This window comes from Neobacillus muris, assembly GCF_943193175.1.
Taxonomy (GTDB): domain Bacteria; phylum Bacillota; class Bacilli; order Bacillales; family Cytobacillaceae; genus Neobacillus; species Neobacillus muris.
The window spans coordinates 1-20,568 of record NZ_CALPDF010000020.1 but is presented as its reverse complement, the minus strand read 5'-3'; the positions used below and the strand labels follow the sequence as shown (position 1 = coordinate 20,568).

Sequence of the window (20,568 nt, the reverse complement as noted above, 5' to 3'; positions counted from 1 at the left end):
AAGAATTCCGTCTAAATTGGGAAATACCCATATTTCCTTAACAATAAGGGGAGTTATTCCGTCTATTTGATCCAAATCCTTTGATTTTGCCCGATTTAGAGCCGTTAAGCGGAATATCTCCGCTTATTTTGGCTTTTATAAGCCCTCTATAAAAATTAGCCGGAAATTCTCCTCTTATTATCCAAACGAAAATCAAATAGGCAGCAATCCGGGGTTACGTGACCCAACCAACACTGACCTATATCAGCTTACTCCGCTGGCACTCCTCATGAAACGCGCGCAAGCGTTTCGTCCGCTCCAGCAGCTCATTGATGAAGTATTCCCAATCCTCCACCCGCTTTAGCTTCTTATATAACGTCCGCAGCTTCTTCAAATGCCGGACCGCCGTCCGGTAGCTCGAGCGGTTCTTTTGGTCAATCTCCTGCTGTGCCGTCTGATGCAGCAGCCCCAGCAAAACCTCCGGCCGTTCCTTCTCAACCAGCTTCACCCGGTCCTTCGGCAAATCCTGAAAACTCAAACCAACCAGCGCATGCAGCTCACTCCAGCGGTCATACTGCCCGCGCTCAAACAATAAATACTCATATTCGCCAAAACTATAAGGCAGCGTCGACAGCAGCACCCGCTCATACAAATCCAGCCGGTCCGTTTCACCGCAATAGACCGCCACCGTCCGCAGCACATTCCGGGTAAACTTGGAGCGGCTATGATACGAGCCCAGCACATCCAAATACCCTTTTAATTTTTGCAAAAGCAGCTCAATCATCATCAAAGCCCGGCCCCATGCCTTGCCAGCGGAAAAATAACCAATCCAATAGACAATATAAGGGGTGACCACGTCATCCTCCATCCGGTTGATAAACTTCATCGCCAGCTCATCGTTCCCAAGCAAAAAATACAAATGGGCCGCGGCAATCTCAAGCGGAACCGGATTCTCCCACTCCTCCAGGCTTTTCAGGCGGCCGCCGATCTTTAAGATTTCCTCCTGGCGCCATTCCTTGTTTTTGAATAAATCGGTCCACAGCAGGCGGTGAACATAGATCCGCTCCAATTCAAACCCTTTTGTGCAGGTCAGCACGTCAAAGGCTTCATCCTTTAACCGCTCAATAAACTTATCAAAGGCAAAGGGCATCGTCTGGACGCTGATTTTTTCCGTTAAATCCGAAATGTCGTCCATCAGGTTATGGAACAAATGGATGTAGACGCGGCGCACCGTATCCTCCTCATGCCCCAATTGTTCACTTAGCACCGCCAGCTTGCGGAATGAAACCACCGAGCTGACGAGCTCATATAACAAGCGCCACTCCGGTTCCAATGGAGCGCTCGCGCCAATCCGTTTCAAATAGATGCCAAACAGTTCGGGAATCACATAAGGGCTCGTGTATTTTTTCGTGGCCAGCAGCGTATCAAAGCTGACTTCAAACGAATGGACCCAGCGGCTGTAATCTGGCTTCAGCACACCGTTCGCTTTGATCAAATCCTTGGCGGTCTGCAAGCCCCATTTCGAAAAAGAAGCCTGCTCCCTTACTGGTTCCCGCCACTCCGAAACCCAATCGGCGACACTGCTGGTCCGTGAATAGGCCTCAAAAAACACGGCCATCCGGTGGCGGCAAAATCCATCCATCGGACAGGTGCACGAGCTCTCCGACAAAAAGGTATAGTTGAGCTTCACATGGCAGGGTGTCACATCGTGAACCGTGGAAGTCATGTCATCCTTCCAAAATTGCAGCTGTTTGACTAGCCCTTGCCGGTACAAAACCAATCCGCTTTGCACGAGTTTTGCATCTTCCGGGTCATTCGGATTCAAATAGCCAGACAGCTGTTCCGAAAGGCTTTGTATCTCGCTTTCGTGTGTCATTTCCAAAGCCGAAGCCCCCTTCTTCTCCAAAAATCCATATTCTTATATTATACCCCAAAAATGGATTGGATAGGAGTCATGGTTGATCTGTTTAGAAATTCCTATTAGCGGGGACAGGCCCCCAGCCTGGCATTTAAGCTGGAAATGCCGGTAAAAGGGGGAACCCGGTTGATAAGAGTCCCAGAATCGCCGGTAAATCCCAGAAAAGTGCCGGAAAACATGTGAACTTCGCCGGTAAACCCGTTCAAAGTGCCGATAACTAAAAAAGGCTCGCTTCAAAGAACAATTACAAAGAGAACCGCCTCTTTACAGAACGACCTGCTTCAGAAACCAAGAAACAAGTCGTTAAGGCATTTTCTCTTCTTTATTGCCCCATACTTTGATTCGATGATTTCACACAAAAGGCATCCGAATAAGATTTCGGATGCCTCACATTTTTAGTTGCTAGCCTGCAAATTAAGCTCCAACTGAGTTTTTAATTCATTTTGAATTCTTTGCTTTTCCTCTGCAGACACTAAACCATAATAAATCTTGTCGATGGTGGTGCCTGTTTCCTTAATCTGCATTTGTTCGATGTTTTGGCCGGCTTGTTTGTAATTCTTTTGGATATCGACCATTTGATCAAAGGTCAAATTGGTTTTGACATTTTTGCCAAGAGCCGTGAAAATGTCAGAGTAATTCGTTAAAGTAGATAGGCTGGCACCCTTGCTGATGACACCTTGGATGATTTGGCGCTGTCTGGTTTGGCGGCCAAAGTCACCGCGCGGGTCTTCTTTTCTCATTCTTGAGTAAGCCAGGGCTTTCTCGCCATTTAGCGTTAATTCCCCTTTTTCAAAGTGGAAACCGTCATAGGAAAAATCCAGGTCGTTTTGGACTTTCACGCCGCCGACAGCATTGACGATATCTTTAAAGCCTTCCATGTTCACTTCCATATAATAGTCGATCGGAATATCGAGGAAGTTTTCCACTGTATCCATGGCCATCGGGATGCCGCCAAACGCATAGGCGTGATTGATTTTATCTTCTTTCCCTTTGCCGACAATTTCAGTGCGCGTGTCGCGCGGAATGCTGAGCATTTTAATCGAATTATTGTTTGGGTTGACGGTCAATACGATGATCGTGTCGGAACGGCCCGTATCTCCAGGACGCTGGTCGACCCCAAGCAATAATACGGAAAAGGGATCCTTTTCTTCTAATGTCACCGGTTCTGTTCGTTTTTCAGATTGCTTTCGCTCAATCGGCTGGTGCATCGTATTAACGGCCGTTTTCAATGATTTATAGACAGAATAGCTGTAGACTCCAGCCCCAATCACGAGAACGAGGAGAAGGATGCCTGTGATCTTAAGCCATTTCTTGCTTTTCCTTTTTTGTGATCGCAAGGAAATTGCACCTCCGAAAATTTTTTTGCTCAAAAACTAGATTATCAAAAATATAGGATAAAAGATAGAAAGTTTTGCTGGAATTTAACTGTAAATAAAGGAAAAAAGGCCCGGTACTATTCGGAAAAAGCACCGGGCAGTCTGCAAATTTAATAGAACCGCTTAAATCCTTCAAAATGAGATTGATAATAGGAATTTTGTAAACTCGAAACCATGACCCCGTCATCGCTAGCATGAATAAACTGGTTATTCCCCAAATAAATCCCCATATGAGAAATCCCTTGCTTATAGGTATTTTCGAAAAAGACCAAATCGCCAGGCTGCGGCTGGTCGACATAGTAGCTGCGGGCATGATAGCCTTCAGCGGAATAACGGCCAATCGATTTTCCGGCCTTGTTTGCCACATAATAGATAAACCCGCTGCAGTCAAAACCGCTTGCTGAACTGCCGCCCCACACATAAGGGACACCCTTCAGGCTGTTGGCAATACTCACCATTTGTGCAGCCAGACTAGACTCAGAAGGAGCAGGAGAAGTCACCGTTTGACTAGGCACCTTCAGCTTTTGTCCGGCATAAATCATATCATATGTAAGATTATTTAACGCTTTAAGCTCCTGAACAGTAGTCCCATACTTAGCAGCGATTTTACTAAGACTGTCTCCGCTCTGGATCACATATTCCGATCCGCTTGCCGGAACCGGAGCAGTCGGAGCAGGGGCTGGAGCAGCAGGCGCAGGCGCAGCAGCCGAGCTAGAACCAGGGACCTTCAGCGTCTTCCCAGCATAAATCAGGTCAGAAGTAAGCCCATTAAGGGATTTTAATTCCTGAACAGTCGTCTTAAACTTTACAGCAATCTTACTCAAGCTGTCCCCACTGACAATCATATATTCCCCCGAACTGCTAGTCTGCGGAGCTGGATAAGGAGCAGATGGCTGCGGAGCGGGAGCAGAACTTGACGAACTGCCGCCAGGTGCGGATACATTCAATACTTGTCCGGCATAAATTAAGGTACCGGAGAGGTTGTTCCACTGCTGCAGCTCTCCTACCGTCACATTAAACCGGTTAGCAATCTTAATAAGGGCGTCACCCTTCATCACTGTATAAGTCGCGGCATTTGCCGGAGCCGGCTGCGGAGACGAGACAGAGACTGAAACGTCAGGAACCTGGAGAACCTGGTTCGCATAAATCCGATCTGATGATAAATTGTTCAACGTTTTCAGTTGATTAACCGTCGTTTGATGCATTTTGGCAATCTTTGTTAAGGTATCGCCGGACTGCACCTTGTAAGTGGCTGCTTGAGCCGTCCCTGTGAACGCAACTGATACAACTGCGGATGTCGATAAGACACGAACAACGGAAGATTTCACTCGAATATCACCTCATTTTAGTCTATTGTTCTATTAATTTTACCATAGTTTGCTAATTATGAGAGGCGCAAATAATATTTTCAGCAAACTTTTTCGGAAAAAAAGCAGATCAATGTAGATTGAAACCGAATAATACTAGCGAAGAACAATATTCTTGAAGAATAATGATCTACAAAATGCAACAAATTATTAAAATTGTCACACAAATCATCTGGAAATCCATTTACAATCCGCTATGAATCTATTACTATAAAAAGAACGTGAGGAAAGGAGTGTCTTGAATGTCCCAGAGAAATCGCTCGGAAGAAGTCGATTTTTCAGAAATACTCAGAAAGGCGTACGAAAAAGCCCTTCATGATCCGGAAGTAACCATGGAACAACTGATTGAAGACTTAAAAAACGACCTCCAACACTTAATGGTCAGTGTTGACATATAATAATGGATGAAAAAAAGCTGTGGAAACGAATCCAACAGCTTTTTTTACATATATAGACGTCACGAGAGAAATCATAAAAAATAAGCGGTTGATTACCGCTTATTGGCTGATTAAATAATGGATCAAGTAATCGCTCCAGACCTGGTTTCCCTTATCGCTCGGCGCGCTTTGGTTAGGCAATAGGTACGGTTTCATCTCATCAGAATTACTATCTGGCCAAGCTGTCCAATGATCGAGATACGGCAGATTGTTCTCCTCTGCATATTTCTTTAAATCCGCCACTTGAGTCGGATAAATTTTGGCTTGATACAGCGGATAGGAAGGCTGGAGAATGAAAACGGTTTTGGGATTTTCGGCCTTGATATCATCGATAATCTTCTCAAGGTCCTTCTTCGTATTATTAATAGTAACATTACCGTTGTTATTTAGAATAAACGGTTCGAAAATAATCATATCAGCTTTTTCATCGGCAACTTCTGTTTGTTTTTGACTGCTGAGAAACTGCGCCGACGTGGTCTTAAATGTTTTTAAGGAGACCTGAACGGTATTCTCGCCAAATGTGTCGAGAAGCTTTTGTTTCACAAGGGAATAGGCACCAGTCGTTTCAGTACCCATCGCTTCAGAACCGAGGAAAAGAATCTTATAAGGCCGTTTCTCCTCAAGTGCTTGTTTAAAGGTGGCCACCGAATCATCTGGCCAATTTGCAGTATACCTTAGCAGGTCTGGCAGGGTGGTATCTGCTTCTGCTTTTGCTTGACTCTTGGATACGGCTTCTACAGGCGATGGAGCTTTACCAGCAGATGCATCGGCAGCCTTGTTCTTCCAGTGGGCTTGCCCCGCAATAACGACAAAAATAAAGATGATACCAAGTAACACGGTTAGAACTTTATTCATGTATTTCTGACCCCCATTAACTAGTCCGAATCTATTATAGCAAATAACACCTGAAAATTATGTTAAAATGACTAATTTCTTCTTGGAGACTGGAGAAAAGGAAATATTTCACAAGGGATAATTTCCAGTTTTCATTTCATAATAAAAATAGTTTAATAAAGGAAGGAAGTTAATTTAACGATGTTCGTCACAATCTGACAGATTGTGGTATAATTATAAATGTTTTGTATCTATTTATCTAGGAGGACGAAATGGAAGAGACAATTAGTTTAAAAGAACTATTTGAAACACTAAAAAAACGATTATCTCTGATCTTATCGATAACATTAGTAGCCGCCATCGTCAGCGGTATGATCAGTTACTTTTTCTTGACCCCGATTTATCAGGCATCTACACAAATACTCGTAAACCAGAAAAAAAGCGACCAAGGTGTTTACAATCCAAGTGAGGTACAAACAAACCTTCAATTAATTAATACCTATAACGTGATTATTAAAAGTCCGGCGATTCTTGATAAAGTAGTCGAGGAACTTAAGTTAGATATGACGGTTTCGCAATTAAATGAAAAAATCACGGTTGCCAGCGAAAAGGATTCGCAGGTCGTCAACGTTTCCGTTCAAGACCCGGATCCCGATCAAGCAGCATTGATTGCCAATAAAACAGCCGAAGTGTTCAAAAAGGAAATTGTTTCAATCATGAACGTGGATAACGTGAGCATCTTGGCTAAAGCCTCCGTGTCTGAAAATCCATCTCCTATTAAACCAAGACCATTAATAAATATTGCGATTGCATTGGTAGTAGGATTGATGGCAGGTGTGGGACTTGCCTTCTTGTTTGAATATCTAGACAACACCATCAAAAACGAGCAAGATGTTGAAAAATTACTAGAATTGCCTATATTGGGTGTTGTTTCACCAATAGAAGATCAAAAACTGGAAGAATTGAAAGCGCGCAGAGCGGCCAAAAATAAGACAGTAAGAGGTGAGTCTCTTGGCTCTTAGAAATAAAAAACAACCAAAAAGTAATAATCCAGGCAGGAAACTGATTGCCTCGATTGCCCCAAAATCACCGATTTCAGAACAATTTCGGACGATTCGAACGAACATTCAATTCTCCTCAATTGATCATGAAATAAGGACGATAATGGTCACTTCATCCGGTCCAGGAGAAGGCAAATCGACCACAGCATCCAACTTGGCGGTTACTTTCGCCCAGTTAGGGAAAAAAGTCCTATTGGTGGATGCGGACTTGCGCAAACCAACGGCACATCATACGTTCGGTGTCAATAATCTATTTGGATTCACAAGCGTGTTAACACGGCAAAGATCGCTGGATAAAACCGTTGTTGAAACAGAGGAACAGAATTTATATTTGCTCACCAGCGGTCCGATCCCTCCCAATCCAGCCGAATTATTAAGCTCTAAATCCATGGAGCAATTTATCGAAGAGGCGAAAGAAATCTACGATTATATCCTTTTAGATACTCCGCCGCTTCTGGCTGTAGCAGATCCGCAAATCATTGCCAATCAAGTGGATGGGACCGTCTTTGTTGTATATAGCGGAAAAACAGAAATAGACCAGGCGAAAAAAGCAAAAGAATTGCTGCAAAACGTAAAAAGCAAGCTCCTTGGAGTGGTGTTAAATAACAAACAGATCCAAAAAGGAGATTATTATTACTATTACGGTGCAAAATAATGCAGTTCAACATAATTCGACAAAAGACACCCTTTACTGATAATTATTACAATGGTACTATGAAATAAGTCGCTGAAAAATGGAAGTTTAATGGAAGGGGTGGGGATTATGGTTGATTTGCATTGTCATATATTGCCTGGAGCCGACGATGGAGCAGAGGACTTGTCGGAAAGTATCTTGATGGCTCGAATCGCGGTGGAGCAGGGGATTACAACGATTGTAGCAACACCTCATCATTTGAACAACCAATATGAAAACCCGAGAACGAAAATAATTGAACAAGTAGAAAAGCTAAACCTTGTTTTACAGCAAGAAAAGATAGAGTTAAAGATTCTGCCTGGGCAGGAAACTAGAATATACGGTGAAATGGTACAAGGGATAGAAGAGGGAGAGATTCAGCCAATCAATGGCACACAGTATGTTTTGGTTGAATTTTCTTCTAGTCATGTCCCGAGATACACGGAGCAGTTGTTCTATGATATTCAGATGAAAGGATTTATTCCGATTGTCGTTCACCCGGAGCGCAATCAGGAAATCATCGAGCGCCCGGAGATTCTTTATCAGCTTGTGAAAAAAGGGGCATTAACGCAAGTTACTGCATCAAGCATTTGCGGCGATTTTGGCAAAAAAATCAAGAATTTTTCGCTGCAATTAATTGAAGCAAACTTGACCCATTTTATTGCCTCGGATGCCCATCACACAAGAGTAAGAACGTTCAAAATGCAAGAAGCATACGATGTCATTCAGGCAAAATATGGTCTTGAAATGGTTTATGCCTTCAAAGAGAACGCCGCACTGGTCATTGAGGGACAGCATGTCTATAAGGATGTACCAGAACGAGTAAAAAAGAAAAAGGTCTTAGGACTGTTTTAAATGGCCAATCCGATCCACCTTGACTATTTTAATGTTTGACAGAAATAACTTATTAGTTGCAGAACTATATTATTAACTTTCGATTGCACCATTAAGCAAACTGCCAGCTAAATAAGTTATCAGGCTATTGATTGCCTGATCGGCGAGGCTTCCCTGTCCGTTATCCATGGGGGCACTCGGTCATGCTGTGGGTCTTTTGGTAAAGGGGCCTTAGACGCATGTCGTCAGGAGTATGATGTGAGGGTGGGTTAGATGCCCATTTAATAAAACAACGATAAATATCTAATGAAAGAATAAGTGTGAAAGCACTTGCAATTCCATTAGGTATTTATTTTTTTGCCCAGATATTTAGAAAATCGAAGCAATAAAAATTAGGAGGGTTAACGTTTGAAGAAAGTAAGAAAAGCGATTATCCCGGCAGCCGGTCTGGGGACAAGATTTTTACCGGCAACCAAAGCGATGCCAAAGGAAATGCTGCCCATTGTGGACAAGCCTACGATTCAATACATTGTAGAAGAAGCGATTGCTTCCGGTATTGAAGATATCATTATTGTAACAGGTAAAGGGAAGCGGGCAATTGAAGATCATTTTGACTTCGCACCTGAACTCGAAAGGAATCTATTAGAAAAAGAAAAATACGATATATTGGAGAAAGTCCAATACTCTACGAATCTGGCAGACATTCATTATATCCGCCAAAAAGAGCCAAAGGGACTTGGTCATGCCGTATGGTGTGCCAGAAACTTTATCGGCGACGAACCATTTGCTGTCCTGCTAGGTGATGACATTGTCCAAAGTGATACGCCATGCTTGCGGCAGCTGATTGACCAATATGAACAAACCTATTCTTCGGTCATCGGTGTACAAACGGTTCCTGACAATGAAACACATCGATATGGAATTATTGATCCGTCGTCTCAAGCGGGGCGCAGATATCAGGTGCAGAATTTTGTGGAGAAGCCTAAGGCTGGAACGGCACCTTCCAATTTAGCGATTATGGGCCGCTATGTGCTAACACCAGAAATCTTCCGCTTCTTAGACCGCCAAGAAACAGGAGCCGGCGGGGAAATCCAGTTAACGGATGCGATTCAAAATTTAAATCAAATCCAAAGAGTATTTGCCTACGATTTCGAAGGAACACGCTATGATGTGGGTGAAAAGTTCGGTTTTGTGAAAACGACCATCGAGTTTGCCTTGCAGCACGAAGACCTTCATGATGAGATGCTAGAATACCTTAGGAATCTAGTTTCTTCTATAGAAAAAGCAAAAGAAACCGTATAGAGAGAAAGAAGGGTCGAGGGTGTCTGAGTTGGTGAATCAAGAAGCAACTTATTTAGAAAGTCAAAAAGTAAGAATTCCTGTGAATAATGGGAAAATCTATTTATTCTCTAAAAGAGTCATCGATATTATCGGCGCTTCCTGCGGAATCATTCTATTAAGTCTTCTCTTTATCATTATCGGTATCTTAATTAAGATAGAAGACCCTAAAGGAAAAGTTTTTTTCTCTCAGAAGCGCGTCGGATTATACGGCAAGGAATTCAAAATGTATAAGTTCCGTTCGATGGTCTCCAATGCGGAAGAAAAGCTGGCGGAGCTATTAAAATATAATGAAGTCAGCGGTGCGATGTTCAAAATGAAAGAAGACCCGCGGATCACTAAAGTGGGGAAGTTTATCAGGAAGTCAAGTATTGATGAACTTCCCCAGCTTTTCAATGTGTTAAAGGGAGATATGAGCTTGGTGGGTCCGCGCCCACCGCTTCCAAGAGAAGTTGCCGAGTATACGGAATATGATAGACAGCGATTAATGGTTGCTCCGGGTTGTACCGGACTTTGGCAGGTAAGTGCGAGAAACAGTGTTGGGTTTAAGGAAATGGTAGAACTTGACCTTACTTATATCCGTAAACAGTCGTTCTTTTTTGACATAAAGCTGATTTTAAAAACAGTTTTAGTGTTATTTGGCTCAAAAGATGCATTTTAGAAAACAGAAATAAATCAATTATGTTGAAATTACTATCAAAATGATTGTAGAAATTAATTACAAATCAGACTAAACCGATTCAAATATCAAAAGGCAAGATTATCAGAGAGACATGACCCTTAAATAAAAGAATTGTGGAGAGTAGTATTATGCAGAACGTTAAAAATGTGCAGCACGTCTTTCTGGTCGGCGCTAAAAGTCTTGGTGCATATGGCGGTTATGAGACTTTCATAAATAAGCTAACTGAATATCACCAGAATAACGAAAAAGTCAAATATCATGTGGCATGCAAAGCTAACGGTGATGGCAGCATGGATGAAACCAAAGTGGACGGAGTGACTAAAATCTCTGACACAGAATTTTTTTACCACAATGCCCACTGTTTCAAGATTCGTGTTCCGAATGTTGGTCCAGCTCAGGCTATTTACTATGATGTGGCAGCTCTTAACGAATGCTGTAAATATATCAAAACACACAAGATTCCTCATCCAATCGTGTATATCATGGCTTGCCGCATCGGCCCTTTTGCCGCGCACTTCTATAAGAAAATCCACAAACTTGGCGGCAAGGTTTTTCTGAACCCAGATGGACATGAGTGGATGAGGGCGAAGTGGTCTGCGCCGATTAGAAGGTACTGGAAAGTATCAGAGCAGATAATGGTAAAGTACTGTGACCTTGCTATCTGTGATTCTGTAAACATCGAAAAGTATATTCACGAGTATTATGATGGCAAGGGTATTCGAGGAGCCAATCCTCAGACCACATTTATTGCTTATGGTGCAGAGACCAGTAAGAGTCAGCTTGCTGATAATGATAGAAGGTTGATTAACTGGTATCAGCAAAAGGGATTGACGGCAAAAGGATACTATCTTGTAGTTGGTAGATTTGTACCTGAAAACAATTATGAGACGATGATTCGTGAATTTATGAAGTCTAGTTCTACACATGACTTCGCAATCATCACCAATGTCAATGATAAGTTTCTGGATGAACTGGAACAGAAGCTAAACTACAAGAGTGACTCAAGAATCAAGTTTGTAGGTACGGTTTATGACCAAGAGCTGCTGAAGAAGATACGTGAAAATGCGTATGGATATTTTCATGGGCACGAAGTTGGCGGTACAAATCCATCTCTGCTGGAGGCTTTGGGCTCCACAGACCTCAATTTACTCTTAAATGTAGGCTTCAATCGTGAAGTTGCAGAAGATGCGGCCCTCTACTGGACCAAAGAAGATGACAATCTGGCTACACTGATTGAGAATGCTGATAGTATGAGTGCCGAGGAGGTTGCTGAGTATGGCAAAAAGGCCAAGATTCGCATTGCTGATGCATATAGCTGGCAGTTCATAGTGGATGAATATGAGAAAGTGTTCCTTGGGCAGAAACAAGGGCATGATGTATATGAGTTTAAACATGATTTTTTGAGGTCTGTGTAAGCAGATTAAATTTGAATGTGCTAAATTGATACGGACGACTTTAATATTTTGTACTTGGTAGTGCTTTAGACATGGGATGATATAAGAGAAGTTCTTTCCCTAATACATGTTCCGCTTGAGGAGCATGAGAATTATAATCTGAAGGTTTTTTGAAGGGTGAAAGGGTTAAGAAAATAGAGTTTTCAAAAACAATTCTAGACAAAAATTTTGAAAATATAATTATCAAAAACAAGAGAGGTACTAGAATGAAACGCGTTATTACTTATGGCACATTTGATCTTTTACATTATGGTCACATTAATTTGCTTCGTAGATCTAAAGAGCTTGGAGACTATCTGGTAGTTGTACTTTCGACTGATGAGTTTAACTGGAATGAAAAACGGAAGAAATGTTATTTCACATATGAACAGAGAAAAGCTCTTCTTGAGTCAATTCGTTATGTCGATTTGGTTATTCCAGAAATTTGCTGGGAACAAAAGAAAACTGATGTTCATGAGTATCACATTGATACTTTTGTAATGGGCGATGACTGGAAAGGAAAATTTGATTTCTTGAAAGATGAAGGAGTAGAAGTGGTCTATCTGCCTAGAACACCTGAAATTAGCACTACTCAGATTAAAAATGATTTGATCAAGAAGTAAGAACGGAGAAAGAAACCATGATTATTACAAAAACACAGTTCCGTATGTCATTCTTTGGCGGCAGAACGGAAATCAAACTTGACTCCAAACTACTTCGCCAGACAGACGAGAAAATTATTGTTGGCGATGTAACAAAGCTGAAAAAAGATATCGGTTGGCATCAGAAAATTCCTATGAATCAGACCACTGAAGACATGCTTTATTATTGGAGAGTTGCATTATGATAAAAGAGAAGGTTTTGTTTTTAAACCAAATACCAGAAGTGAGCAATAAATATACATTTTCTCTTGCTCGTGCACTTAAGAAAATTGGTGTAGATATTGTAGTGTGCGGAATAGAAGATGATGATGTTTCCTCCTACAGTGATGTTACCTATTTAAACTATTTTTATAACTATAGCAAGGAAAAGTGGCCAGTAAACAAGTTCTTAAGTTATCGTCGGAGTTGGGAAAGAGTTGTGAAATATTGCCTTCAAAGTAATGTAAAGATTGTTCATGTTCAGTGGTACATCTTCTCTCCTTTGGATTTCCACTATCATCAGGTGCTTAGAAAGCATGGAGTTAAGGTTGTAACGACTATCCATGACCTATTGCCGTTTAATAAGAAATTCTACGATTTTCACTTTCATAAAAGGATTTATTCACATTCAGATTTGGTCATTAATCAAGCTAGAATGAATGAGAAGACACTGGTTTATGACTTTGGTGTATCAAAAGAGAAGATTGTATATATTCCGCATGGTCATTTTATGGAATATGCTGAGAAAGCAACAAAAGAAGAAAGCAGAAATTATCTGAAATTACCAGAAAACAAGAAGGTTATCTTATTCTTTGGACAGATAAAGAAAGTTAAAGGTGTCGATGTTCTGTTGAAGGCTATGCGTAAGGTGGCAGATAAACATCCGGAATCGCTTTGTGTTATTGCCGGAAAGGTATGGAAAGATGATTTTTCTATTTATCAGCAGATAATTGATGAATTGAAGATTGGAGAATTTGTTCGGGCTGATATTCGGTTTATTGACGATGATGAAATCAAATATTACTTTTGTGCTTCAGATATTGTTGCATTACCATATTTACAGATTTATCAGAGTGGTGTTGTTCAGTTAGGGTATGCATATGAGAAGCCAATAGTTGCTACAACAGAAGGTGAATTTTTGACGGTTGTTAAAGACAAAGAAACTGGTTTACTTGTAAAATCTAGAGATCCCGATCAACTTGCCGATGCTTTATGCTTCTATTTAGACAACCCTGATATTGCAGAAAAATACGCTAAAGATGGTAAAAAGGACATTGAAGTTCGATTGAGCTGGACAACCATAGGAAAACAAGTTCTTGAGGCTTATAGCAAAAGTATAGGGGAACAGAGTTAATGGGAAACAATAAGTTGGCGGTAATTGTGTTGAATTATAATGATTACACAACTACAAATTACTTAATTCATAGTATAAAGGATTATTCAGCAATTGATCGTATCGTTGTGGTCGATAATTGTTCAACTAATGATTCGTACGAAAGATTGCTGAATAACCAGAGTAACAAATGTCATGTTATTAAAAGCGACCGAAATGGGGGATATGCATACGGAAATAATGTCGGAATTCGATATGCTATAGATAGTTTTGATAGTGACATGATTGTAATTGCAAACCCAGATGTTTTATTTACCAATGAAACGGTAGAAGAGATTAAGTATTTATTGCAAACTACACCATATGCTTTATTGGCACCAGTTATGAATGATATTAACGGTAATATCTCAAACGCCCCTTATTGGGATTTACCTAATTATCAATTTGATCTTGGAATGTGCTTTTCAGTATATAGAAAAAGGAATTCAAAAAAAATAAGAAAAGTGAACTTCTCCCAAAAAATCATGGATGTGGATGTTCTACCAGGCTCGTTCCTTGCATTTAAAAGAGATGCATTAGAACAAGTTGGTCTTTTTGATCAAACGTTGTTTTTATACTGTGAAGAAAGAATAATTTCATTTCGACTAAAAAAACAAGGATATAAGTGCGGACTGGTGACAGATGTTTATTATGACCACATGCACTCAGTGACAACAAAGAAGTATTTGAAAGAACTTCAAATCAATAAATTGATGATGAAAGCAAGATATTACTTTGAAGTTGAATATAACAAAATCGGGGCATTTAAAAGAGCTGCTTTAAAAGTTGCAATGGGTTATTCAACAATTGAGATGACTATACTCGCACTAATTAAACAAATGTGTGGAAGGAGAAGGAAAATTGGGCAATTTTAAAAAAAGTGTTAAAGCAATACTTACTGCGATAAATGTAGTAATGCCCAAAGGAAAAATGATTTCTTTCTGCTCTAATCCTGATTTTAGCGACAATCCACAAGCGTTATATGCTTTTATGTTGAAAAACTCGAAATTAAAAGACTATACGTTTGTTTGGCATTTACAAGATAAAAATAAAAAAGAAAACATACAAAGTTGGATTGAAGACGAATTTCAGAATCGCAACATAAGGACGCTCATCGTTCCAAAATATTCTGTGGCTTCTGTTTTTTACTATATGCGTTCGAAAATTCTAATCTCTTCTCATGGTTTATATGATTTTCAGTCTAAAAAGCAAAAGCATGTTCTATTGTGGCATGGCATGCCCCTGAAAAAGATAGGGTACATGAATGAAAAAGATGTTTCTCATGGAATTACTACAGGTGACTATTATTCTGTAACAGCGCCTGTCTTTCAAGAGTTATTTACTAAAATATTTAAAGCAAAGAAAGAACAGGTATATATATGTGGGCAGCCACGAAACGATTATCTTTTTGAAAAGTTTAGGTATTCTAAAGCAAACGGAAGTGATTACTATATCTATATGCCGACATTTAGAAAGACCAATTCAAAGTTATTGCTGAGTAGGCAAGATGCAACAATCATAGAAAATAAGCTATTCAATCTAAGTAAAGAAGAATGGAAAAGCATAAATAAACTTCTGATGGAGCAATCAAGATTGCTTTATGTCAAACCTCATCCGTTGGATTCGGTTGAACATCTGGATTACTTGGATAATTGTCCAAATATAAAACTTATTAACGATCAGTTGCTATTAGAAGAAAAAGTGCCGTTGTATAGATTTATTGCTGGAAGTTGTGGGATGATAACAGATTATTCATCTGTTTTTATAGATTATGTACTTACAGGTGGATCTTTAGCATTTTTTATTCCGGACTTTGATGAATACCGGGATAATAGAGGTTTTGTGTTTGATAATGTAGAATCAACGTTACCGGGTAAAATATGTTTGACAAGCGAAGATTTAATTGCTTATTTCAAAGATTCATGTTTTGAAGAAGACAGGTATCACTCAATAAGTAACTACTTGAATTCAGTTCTGGAAGCTACTTCTAGTTATAATATATACGAAAAGATTATATCGAAGATACTATAGAGAATAATTTAGCATCAACAGGCCGCCCAACATATATCAAAGATTACACAAGTGGGATTCCTTGGTATGCGCGAGATATGTATCGATGAAACAGTGAAAAGCAGAATTAGGAGTCTCAGATAGAGAGGCTTGTGATGAAAGGAATGGCATAGTCTATGAAAGGAAAAATAAAAGTATCAAGATTATATATATTTTTGTTTGTAAATGGACTTGCTTCCTTTTTCGGCTTTTATAATTATATAAACAGCAGTGTTTACAATGTGGACCAGCAAGCAATATTTATAATACTGATATCTATAGTATTGTTCCTTTTTTCTAGAATAAAAATTTATAAAGATGGTTTTTTGCTTGCCAACATATTATTTATTGCTATGATTCTGGTATCAATTGTTGTTGCAAGACTGCGTTATGATCAACCATGGTATTACACGATTAAGGAATCCATTTATTATGTTGCAGCCATTCTGGCGACGTTTGCTATGAAACATTATTGTAAAAATAAAGATGCTATAGAGTATTTGAAAAAGGCAATTGTAATTGTAGCCATAATATGTTCAGTTATATCTATAGTAGAATATGTTTCTTTGCTTGGCGGAGTAGATATATTAAGGCTAGATACGTATATAAAATATCGATATGATACTCCACGGTTCGAAATAGGTAGTTTGGCGCTAATACTTGGATTCTTTATTGCTATTTCTAAGCTTCTTGCTAGGGATATTAGTACGAAGGAAAAGCGCTTATACATCAGTTATTTGATATTATTATGCATAAACTTGTACTTTATTATTAAGACCAGAAGTCTCATGCTTTACCTTATTGTTGCACTAATAATAGGTATTTTATTTAATAAAAAAACGAGCATAAAGATAAAAATATTATTATACGCGTTACTGGGCTTTTGCGTAATTGGTTTGTTTTTATCAAATATAATGGTATCCATTAATACCCTGTTCCAAGAAGATATGGGAATTGCGGTGAGGTTTAAAGCTTTAGATTATTATTGGGATAAATTCCTAGAATACCCACTGACAGGACTAGGGTTCTTAAGTGGATCTGAGACATTATCAACCTCATCGATTCTTCTGGGGGGGAATGGAAATTTCTATCAAAGTGATGTTGGAATTATAGGTTTTGTAAGTAAGTTTGGGGCTATTGGTCTTATATGGATGTGTATTTTGTATCGAGCGATGATATCTAAATTAATACTGTTTAGAAACAAGATTGATGACGAACATTATTTGCTCCTTTTTATGTTAATTGTATATTTGGCTATAACTAGCGTTAACCTTATTTTTACAGACACTAATAAAATTTTGTATATGCCCGTGGTGATGATCTTTTTCAGTGCAAGTAAATATTATCAGAAGGAATGAGGTTTATGATTAAGATTGCATTATTGCTTTTAATAGTTATAGCCCAAGCAATTCTTACGTCGATTTATGCTCGATTAATGAGAAAACGATTTTTGAGAAAACAAAAGAATGGAAATACGGGCGATTATAGGAGCGCTTCACCGGAAAAGAAGTATAAAAAATCCATTATAGCAGCTGTAATAATGTGGATTGATGGATTTATCAGATACAAACTGTTTTTATTAGCCTATTTTCCGTCTCATACTTGGAGAAAGATTATATTGAAGTATATATATGGAATGAAGATGACTCCCAAAACAGTACTTTACTATGGTTTCGAGATAAGAGAACCGTGGAATATAACAATTGGAGATAGTGTGATTGGGGACAAATGCATTCTAGATGGAAGAATGGGCATTGAAATAGGACATAATGTAAATTTATCTTCGGGTGTACAAATATGGACATTACAGCACTCTGTTAATGATGAATACTTTAGATGCCTTGATGAGGGCCAAGCTGTTGTTGTTGAGGACTATGTTTGGCTAAGCAGTAATGTGACTGTTTTGCCAGGCGTGCGTCTTTCCAAGGGATCTGTAGCAGCTTCGGGGGCTGTAGTAACGAAGGATGTTGAGGAATTTATTATAGCTGGTGGAGTTCCGGCAAAGCCAATTGGTACAAGGAATAAATCCCTTATGTATCAATTTAAAGGTAAGCATTATCATTTTTTATAAACAGATGGGGTAAGAAGAATGAATGATATAAATATTCTCGTAGTTACGCATAAGAAATTTGATGATGCATTAGTTCCTAATGGATATAGTGTCATTAAAGTTGGCAATGTTCTGTCAGATGAAGAAGCATCTCAGTTAGGGTACTTATGTGATGATACAGGAGATAATATTGCGATGGAGAATCCGTATTATTGCGAATTGACAGCTCAGTATTGGGCGTGGAAGAATATGCCAGATACCATTAAATACACAGGGATATGCCATTATAGAAGATATTTTTTTGGGTATTCCGGAAAATCAAAATCATATGAAGATGATATCCTGACGGCCGATCAAATAAGGACTATTTTAGGTAAATATAAAGTTATAATGGCTTATCCTACTGTGAAATATCCTGGTTATGGAAAGCTCTATCCAAATAGACCGGATGAAAAACAGGACAAGCACTGGGTTATTATCAATAAAATCATAAAAAGTGATTATCCAGAATTATATGAAAGCTTTAAAAAAGTTATGTATGGCCGTTTTACCATTTGGGGAAATATGCTTATAACCTCGAAAGATATATTTGATGAGTATTCTTCTTGGGTTTTTGAGGTATTGAAAAAATATGATAACGAAATAAGCTTAAGGGGAGAAGAAAGAATACCTAGAGTAGATGGATTTATTTCAGAATACCTATTATTAGTATGGTTTTACAATAAGTTTACTCAAAAAGAAATTTACAGACTTGAAGTAAGAAATACAGAGACAGATGGTTTTTATGAGTACCAGCATGATAATTTGAAGGCGAAACTTATTCGTTTTATAAGAAAACATCATAGTCTACTGACTGCAGTTAGATACATTAGAATCCTTGGCTTGCTGGTTATCAGAAGAGAAAAGAATCATGAATAATTCACTTAAGCGAGGAATGACTGTTGTCTTAATCGCTAATATTATTAATCTATGCTTTAGCTTGTTAAGTAGCTTTATTTTGCCACGTTTTCTCACGGTTGATACCTACGCATCGATAAAAACCTTTCAGCTTTATGCGGCGTATGCTGGATTGCTACATTTGGGTTATGTTGACGGAGTTTATTTGAAATATGGGGGAAAAAATCTTTCTGAAATAGGAAGGGCTTCATTAATAGATAGTCTTTCGACATTAAGGATATTCCAGATTGTAGTGAATATTATAGGGGTCCTAATTGGAGTTTTTGCAAGAGATCCAATCCTTGTGTTATTTGGCCTTTCAATCCTGCCAGCAAATATGGTGGCTTATTTTAAATATCTATACCAATCAGTTGGTGAATTTGACATATATGGGCGGGTCCTGAACGGGACAACTATTTCATATTTTGTTTTAGATATAATCTTAATTTTTATTGTTAGAACGGATAATCCATATCCATATATTTTTGTTTTTATCATTGTAGATGTTGTACTTTGGATTATATTGGAAACTTATATTCAAAGAAAAACAAAGTTGAGCTTTCACTTCTTTAGGTTTTCACCTTATGTATTACTTGATAACATAAAAAGTGGAATTCTCTTAACTTTGGGGAACTTTTCATCAATTTTACTAACGGGGTTGGACCTGTGGTTTGTTAAATTATTGATGAATAGTACGGCTTTTGCGCAATACTCGTTTGCTGTTAGTATGCAGAATTTCATGAATGTTGCAGTTACTCCAATATCAATTACGATGTATAACTATTTTTGCAAAGAGAAAGATATAAATAAGATACACCAAATCCGAAATTCTGTGATGGTTTTTGCGGTGGCACTTATTTCGTGTGCTTTTCCGGTGAAGTTCATATTGGAACATTTCTTGCAAAAATATTTAGAGTCAACAAAAGTTATATTTTTGTTATTTGGCGCACAATTATTCTATATAATAATTAAAAGTATTTATGTGAATCTATATAAAGCAAATAAAGAACAGCATAAATATTTTATTAAGCTTGTCATAGTTATATTTGTTGGGTTTGTGTTTAATATTGTTTGTTATTCTTTATACCATGTAAAAGAGGCTTTTGCTGTTGGAACATTTCTTTCAGCTATTGTTTGGTTGATACTCTGCAGTCTTGATCACAAAGAAATTAGTTTTTCATTAAAAGAGATTTTCTATTTGATAGTTGAAGTAGTTTTATACTTAGTATGTGGATATGGACTTAATTCTATTTTGGGGTTTGTGATTTATGTAGTATGTACTGTGGTATTATCATTACTATTAATGAAAGGGGAATTTATAAACTTAGTTAAAATTTGCAAATTAACGGTTTTCCGCAAACTCGTTAGAGTTAATAAGAGCTGACATTCTATTATTTATTGGTTGGAGCAGGGTTTTAAGGCTCAGTTTTTTTGCATACTTGGCAAAATGTAAGTCTGTACTTTTTATTGATAAGTGGCCAAACATTGCAGGTAATGTAAACACTGAGAAAGGAGCATTCCTGTTAGAAGGATTTTCGGGGACTTGAACAAAAAAGAGCCCTCTTGGTATGATACGGGGTGTCAAATC

General features: G+C 38.7%; 21 protein-coding genes. 16 read left to right on the top strand and 5 right to left on the bottom strand.

Features of this window, described 5'->3' with window-relative positions:
• Window positions 1-238: 238 nt before the first annotated feature.
• The 3 genes from NFS43_RS13830 to NFS43_RS13820 all read right to left on the bottom strand — a co-directional run bounded on the left by NFS43_RS13830 (window position 239) and on the right by NFS43_RS13820 (window position 4,601).
• Entirely contained in the window at window positions 239-1,855 is a 1,617-nt protein-coding gene (locus tag NFS43_RS13830; protein WP_251552315.1) for an SWIM zinc finger family protein, read from the bottom strand.
• A 437-nt stretch (window positions 1,856-2,292) separates the two neighbouring features.
• Entirely contained in the window at window positions 2,293-3,234 is a 942-nt protein-coding gene (gene tagU / locus NFS43_RS13825; protein ID WP_251552259.1) for a polyisoprenyl-teichoic acid--peptidoglycan teichoic acid transferase TagU, read from the bottom strand.
• A 149-nt stretch (window positions 3,235-3,383) separates the two neighbouring features.
• A complete protein-coding gene (locus tag NFS43_RS13820; protein ID WP_251552258.1) occupies window positions 3,384-4,601 on the bottom strand; it encodes a C40 family peptidase in 1,218 nt (405 codons plus the stop codon).
• Between the two features lie 281 nt (window positions 4,602-4,882).
• On the opposite strand from NFS43_RS13820, the gene NFS43_RS13815 reads away from it, so the two are divergent.
• Window positions 4,883-5,038 (top strand): YwzD family small protein, encoded by a 156-nt coding sequence (locus tag NFS43_RS13815; protein WP_251552256.1) that lies wholly within the window; start codon window positions 4,883-4,885, stop codon window positions 5,036-5,038.
• Between the two features lie 99 nt (window positions 5,039-5,137).
• Here NFS43_RS13815 and NFS43_RS13810 read toward each other — a convergent pair whose 3' ends face one another.
• A complete protein-coding gene (locus NFS43_RS13810; protein WP_251552255.1) occupies window positions 5,138-5,932 on the bottom strand; it encodes an SGNH/GDSL hydrolase family protein in 795 nt (264 codons plus the stop codon).
• Between the two features lie 251 nt (window positions 5,933-6,183).
• Between NFS43_RS13810 and NFS43_RS13805 the strand changes: the two genes are divergently transcribed.
• From NFS43_RS13805 to NFS43_RS13735, 15 genes are all read left to right on the top strand, one after another.
• On the top strand, window positions 6,184-6,933 hold the full coding sequence (locus NFS43_RS13805) for a YveK family protein (RefSeq protein WP_251552254.1): 750 nt from the start codon (window positions 6,184-6,186) through the stop codon (window positions 6,931-6,933).
• Entirely contained in the window at window positions 6,923-7,627 is a 705-nt protein-coding gene (locus tag NFS43_RS13800) for a CpsD/CapB family tyrosine-protein kinase (protein WP_277613944.1), read from the top strand. Before NFS43_RS13805 ends, NFS43_RS13800 begins: the two co-directional genes overlap by 11 nt.
• A 108-nt stretch (window positions 7,628-7,735) precedes the next feature.
• Window positions 7,736-8,500: a tyrosine-protein phosphatase gene (locus NFS43_RS13795; RefSeq protein WP_251552253.1), complete on the top strand. Its 765-nt coding sequence runs from the start codon at window positions 7,736-7,738 to the stop codon at window positions 8,498-8,500.
• A gap of 387 nt (window positions 8,501-8,887) precedes the next feature.
• Window positions 8,888-9,781 carry a UTP--glucose-1-phosphate uridylyltransferase GalU gene (gene galU / locus NFS43_RS13790; RefSeq protein WP_251552252.1) on the top strand — a complete coding sequence of 298 codons (894 nt, stop codon included), beginning with the start codon at window positions 8,888-8,890 and terminating at the stop codon, window positions 9,779-9,781.
• 19 nt (window positions 9,782-9,800) lie between these two features.
• Window positions 9,801-10,478, top strand: coding sequence for a sugar transferase (locus NFS43_RS13785; protein ID WP_420910333.1), 678 nt, complete (start codon window positions 9,801-9,803; stop codon window positions 10,476-10,478).
• 149 nt (window positions 10,479-10,627) lie between these two features.
• Window positions 10,628-11,914, top strand: coding sequence for a beta 1-4 rhamnosyltransferase Cps2T (gene cps2T, locus NFS43_RS13780; RefSeq protein ID WP_251552251.1), 1,287 nt, complete (start codon window positions 10,628-10,630; stop codon window positions 11,912-11,914).
• A gap of 245 nt (window positions 11,915-12,159) precedes the next feature.
• Window positions 12,160-12,555 carry a glycerol-3-phosphate cytidylyltransferase gene (tagD, locus tag NFS43_RS13775; RefSeq protein ID WP_251552250.1) on the top strand — a complete coding sequence of 132 codons (396 nt, stop codon included), beginning with the start codon at window positions 12,160-12,162 and terminating at the stop codon, window positions 12,553-12,555.
• Between the two features lie 17 nt (window positions 12,556-12,572).
• Window positions 12,573-12,779, top strand: a complete 207-nt coding sequence (locus NFS43_RS13770; RefSeq protein ID WP_251552248.1) for a GDP-mannose 4,6-dehydratase — start codon at window positions 12,573-12,575, stop codon at window positions 12,777-12,779.
• Window positions 12,776-13,927 (top strand): glycosyltransferase family 4 protein, encoded by a 1,152-nt coding sequence (locus NFS43_RS13765; RefSeq protein WP_251552246.1) that lies wholly within the window; start codon window positions 12,776-12,778, stop codon window positions 13,925-13,927. The genes NFS43_RS13770 and NFS43_RS13765 overlap by 4 nt, the downstream gene beginning before the upstream one ends.
• Complete coding sequence (locus NFS43_RS13760) at window positions 13,927-14,820, top strand: glycosyltransferase family 2 protein (RefSeq protein WP_251552244.1); 894 nt, start codon at window positions 13,927-13,929, stop codon at window positions 14,818-14,820. The genes NFS43_RS13765 and NFS43_RS13760 overlap by 1 nt, the downstream gene beginning before the upstream one ends.
• Window positions 14,807-15,976 carry a CDP-glycerol glycerophosphotransferase family protein gene (locus tag NFS43_RS13755; RefSeq protein ID WP_251552242.1) on the top strand — a complete coding sequence of 390 codons (1,170 nt, stop codon included), beginning with the start codon at window positions 14,807-14,809 and terminating at the stop codon, window positions 15,974-15,976. Before NFS43_RS13760 ends, NFS43_RS13755 begins: the two co-directional genes overlap by 14 nt.
• Window positions 15,977-16,131: 155 nt before the next feature.
• On the top strand, window positions 16,132-17,352 hold the full coding sequence (locus NFS43_RS13750) for a hypothetical protein (RefSeq protein ID WP_251552241.1): 1,221 nt from the start codon (window positions 16,132-16,134) through the stop codon (window positions 17,350-17,352).
• Window positions 17,353-17,357: 5 nt separating this feature from the next.
• The gene (locus NFS43_RS13745; RefSeq protein ID WP_251552240.1) at window positions 17,358-18,065 is read left to right on the top strand and encodes an acyltransferase; all 708 of its coding nucleotides are present in this window, start codon (window positions 17,358-17,360) and stop codon (window positions 18,063-18,065) included.
• Between the two features lie 18 nt (window positions 18,066-18,083).
• Window positions 18,084-18,962: a DUF4422 domain-containing protein gene (locus NFS43_RS13740; protein WP_251552239.1), complete on the top strand. Its 879-nt coding sequence runs from the start codon at window positions 18,084-18,086 to the stop codon at window positions 18,960-18,962.
• A complete protein-coding gene (locus tag NFS43_RS13735; RefSeq protein ID WP_251552238.1) occupies window positions 18,955-20,364 on the top strand; it encodes an MATE family efflux transporter in 1,410 nt (469 codons plus the stop codon). The genes NFS43_RS13740 and NFS43_RS13735 overlap by 8 nt, the downstream gene beginning before the upstream one ends.
• On the opposite strand, the gene NFS43_RS13730 is transcribed toward NFS43_RS13735, so the two are convergent.
• On the bottom strand, window positions 20,323-20,568 hold a 246-nt coding region (locus tag NFS43_RS13730), incomplete at its 5' end, for a hypothetical protein (protein ID WP_251552237.1). The genes NFS43_RS13735 and NFS43_RS13730 overlap by 42 nt on opposite strands.

Excerpts from the sequence above, each read along its gene's own strand:
- NFS43_RS13830 (WP_251552315.1), bottom strand. The coding sequence starts at position 1,855 with ATGACACACGAAAGCGAGATACAAAGCCTTTCGGAACAGCTGTCTGGC.
- NFS43_RS13815 (WP_251552256.1), top strand. The coding sequence starts at position 4,883 with ATGTCCCAGAGAAATCGCTCGGAAGAAGTCGATTTTTCAGAAATACTC.
- NFS43_RS13810 (WP_251552255.1), bottom strand. The coding sequence starts at position 5,932 with ATGAATAAAGTTCTAACCGTGTTACTTGGTATCATCTTTATTTTTGTC.
- NFS43_RS13805 (WP_251552254.1), top strand. The coding sequence starts at position 6,184 with ATGGAAGAGACAATTAGTTTAAAAGAACTATTTGAAACACTAAAAAAA.
- NFS43_RS13795 (WP_251552253.1), top strand. The coding sequence starts at position 7,736 with ATGGTTGATTTGCATTGTCATATATTGCCTGGAGCCGACGATGGAGCA.
- cps2T (WP_251552251.1), top strand. The coding sequence starts at position 10,628 with ATGCAGAACGTTAAAAATGTGCAGCACGTCTTTCTGGTCGGCGCTAAA.
- tagD (WP_251552250.1), top strand. The coding sequence starts at position 12,160 with ATGAAACGCGTTATTACTTATGGCACATTTGATCTTTTACATTATGGT.
- NFS43_RS13770 (WP_251552248.1), top strand. The coding sequence starts at position 12,573 with ATGATTATTACAAAAACACAGTTCCGTATGTCATTCTTTGGCGGCAGA.
- NFS43_RS13765 (WP_251552246.1), top strand. The coding sequence starts at position 12,776 with ATGATAAAAGAGAAGGTTTTGTTTTTAAACCAAATACCAGAAGTGAGC.
- NFS43_RS13760 (WP_251552244.1), top strand. The coding sequence starts at position 13,927 with ATGGGAAACAATAAGTTGGCGGTAATTGTGTTGAATTATAATGATTAC.
- NFS43_RS13750 (WP_251552241.1), top strand. The coding sequence starts at position 16,132 with ATGAAAGGAAAAATAAAAGTATCAAGATTATATATATTTTTGTTTGTA.
- NFS43_RS13745 (WP_251552240.1), top strand. The coding sequence starts at position 17,358 with ATGATTAAGATTGCATTATTGCTTTTAATAGTTATAGCCCAAGCAATT.
- NFS43_RS13740 (WP_251552239.1), top strand. The coding sequence starts at position 18,084 with ATGAATGATATAAATATTCTCGTAGTTACGCATAAGAAATTTGATGAT.
- NFS43_RS13735 (WP_251552238.1), top strand. The coding sequence starts at position 18,955 with ATGAATAATTCACTTAAGCGAGGAATGACTGTTGTCTTAATCGCTAAT.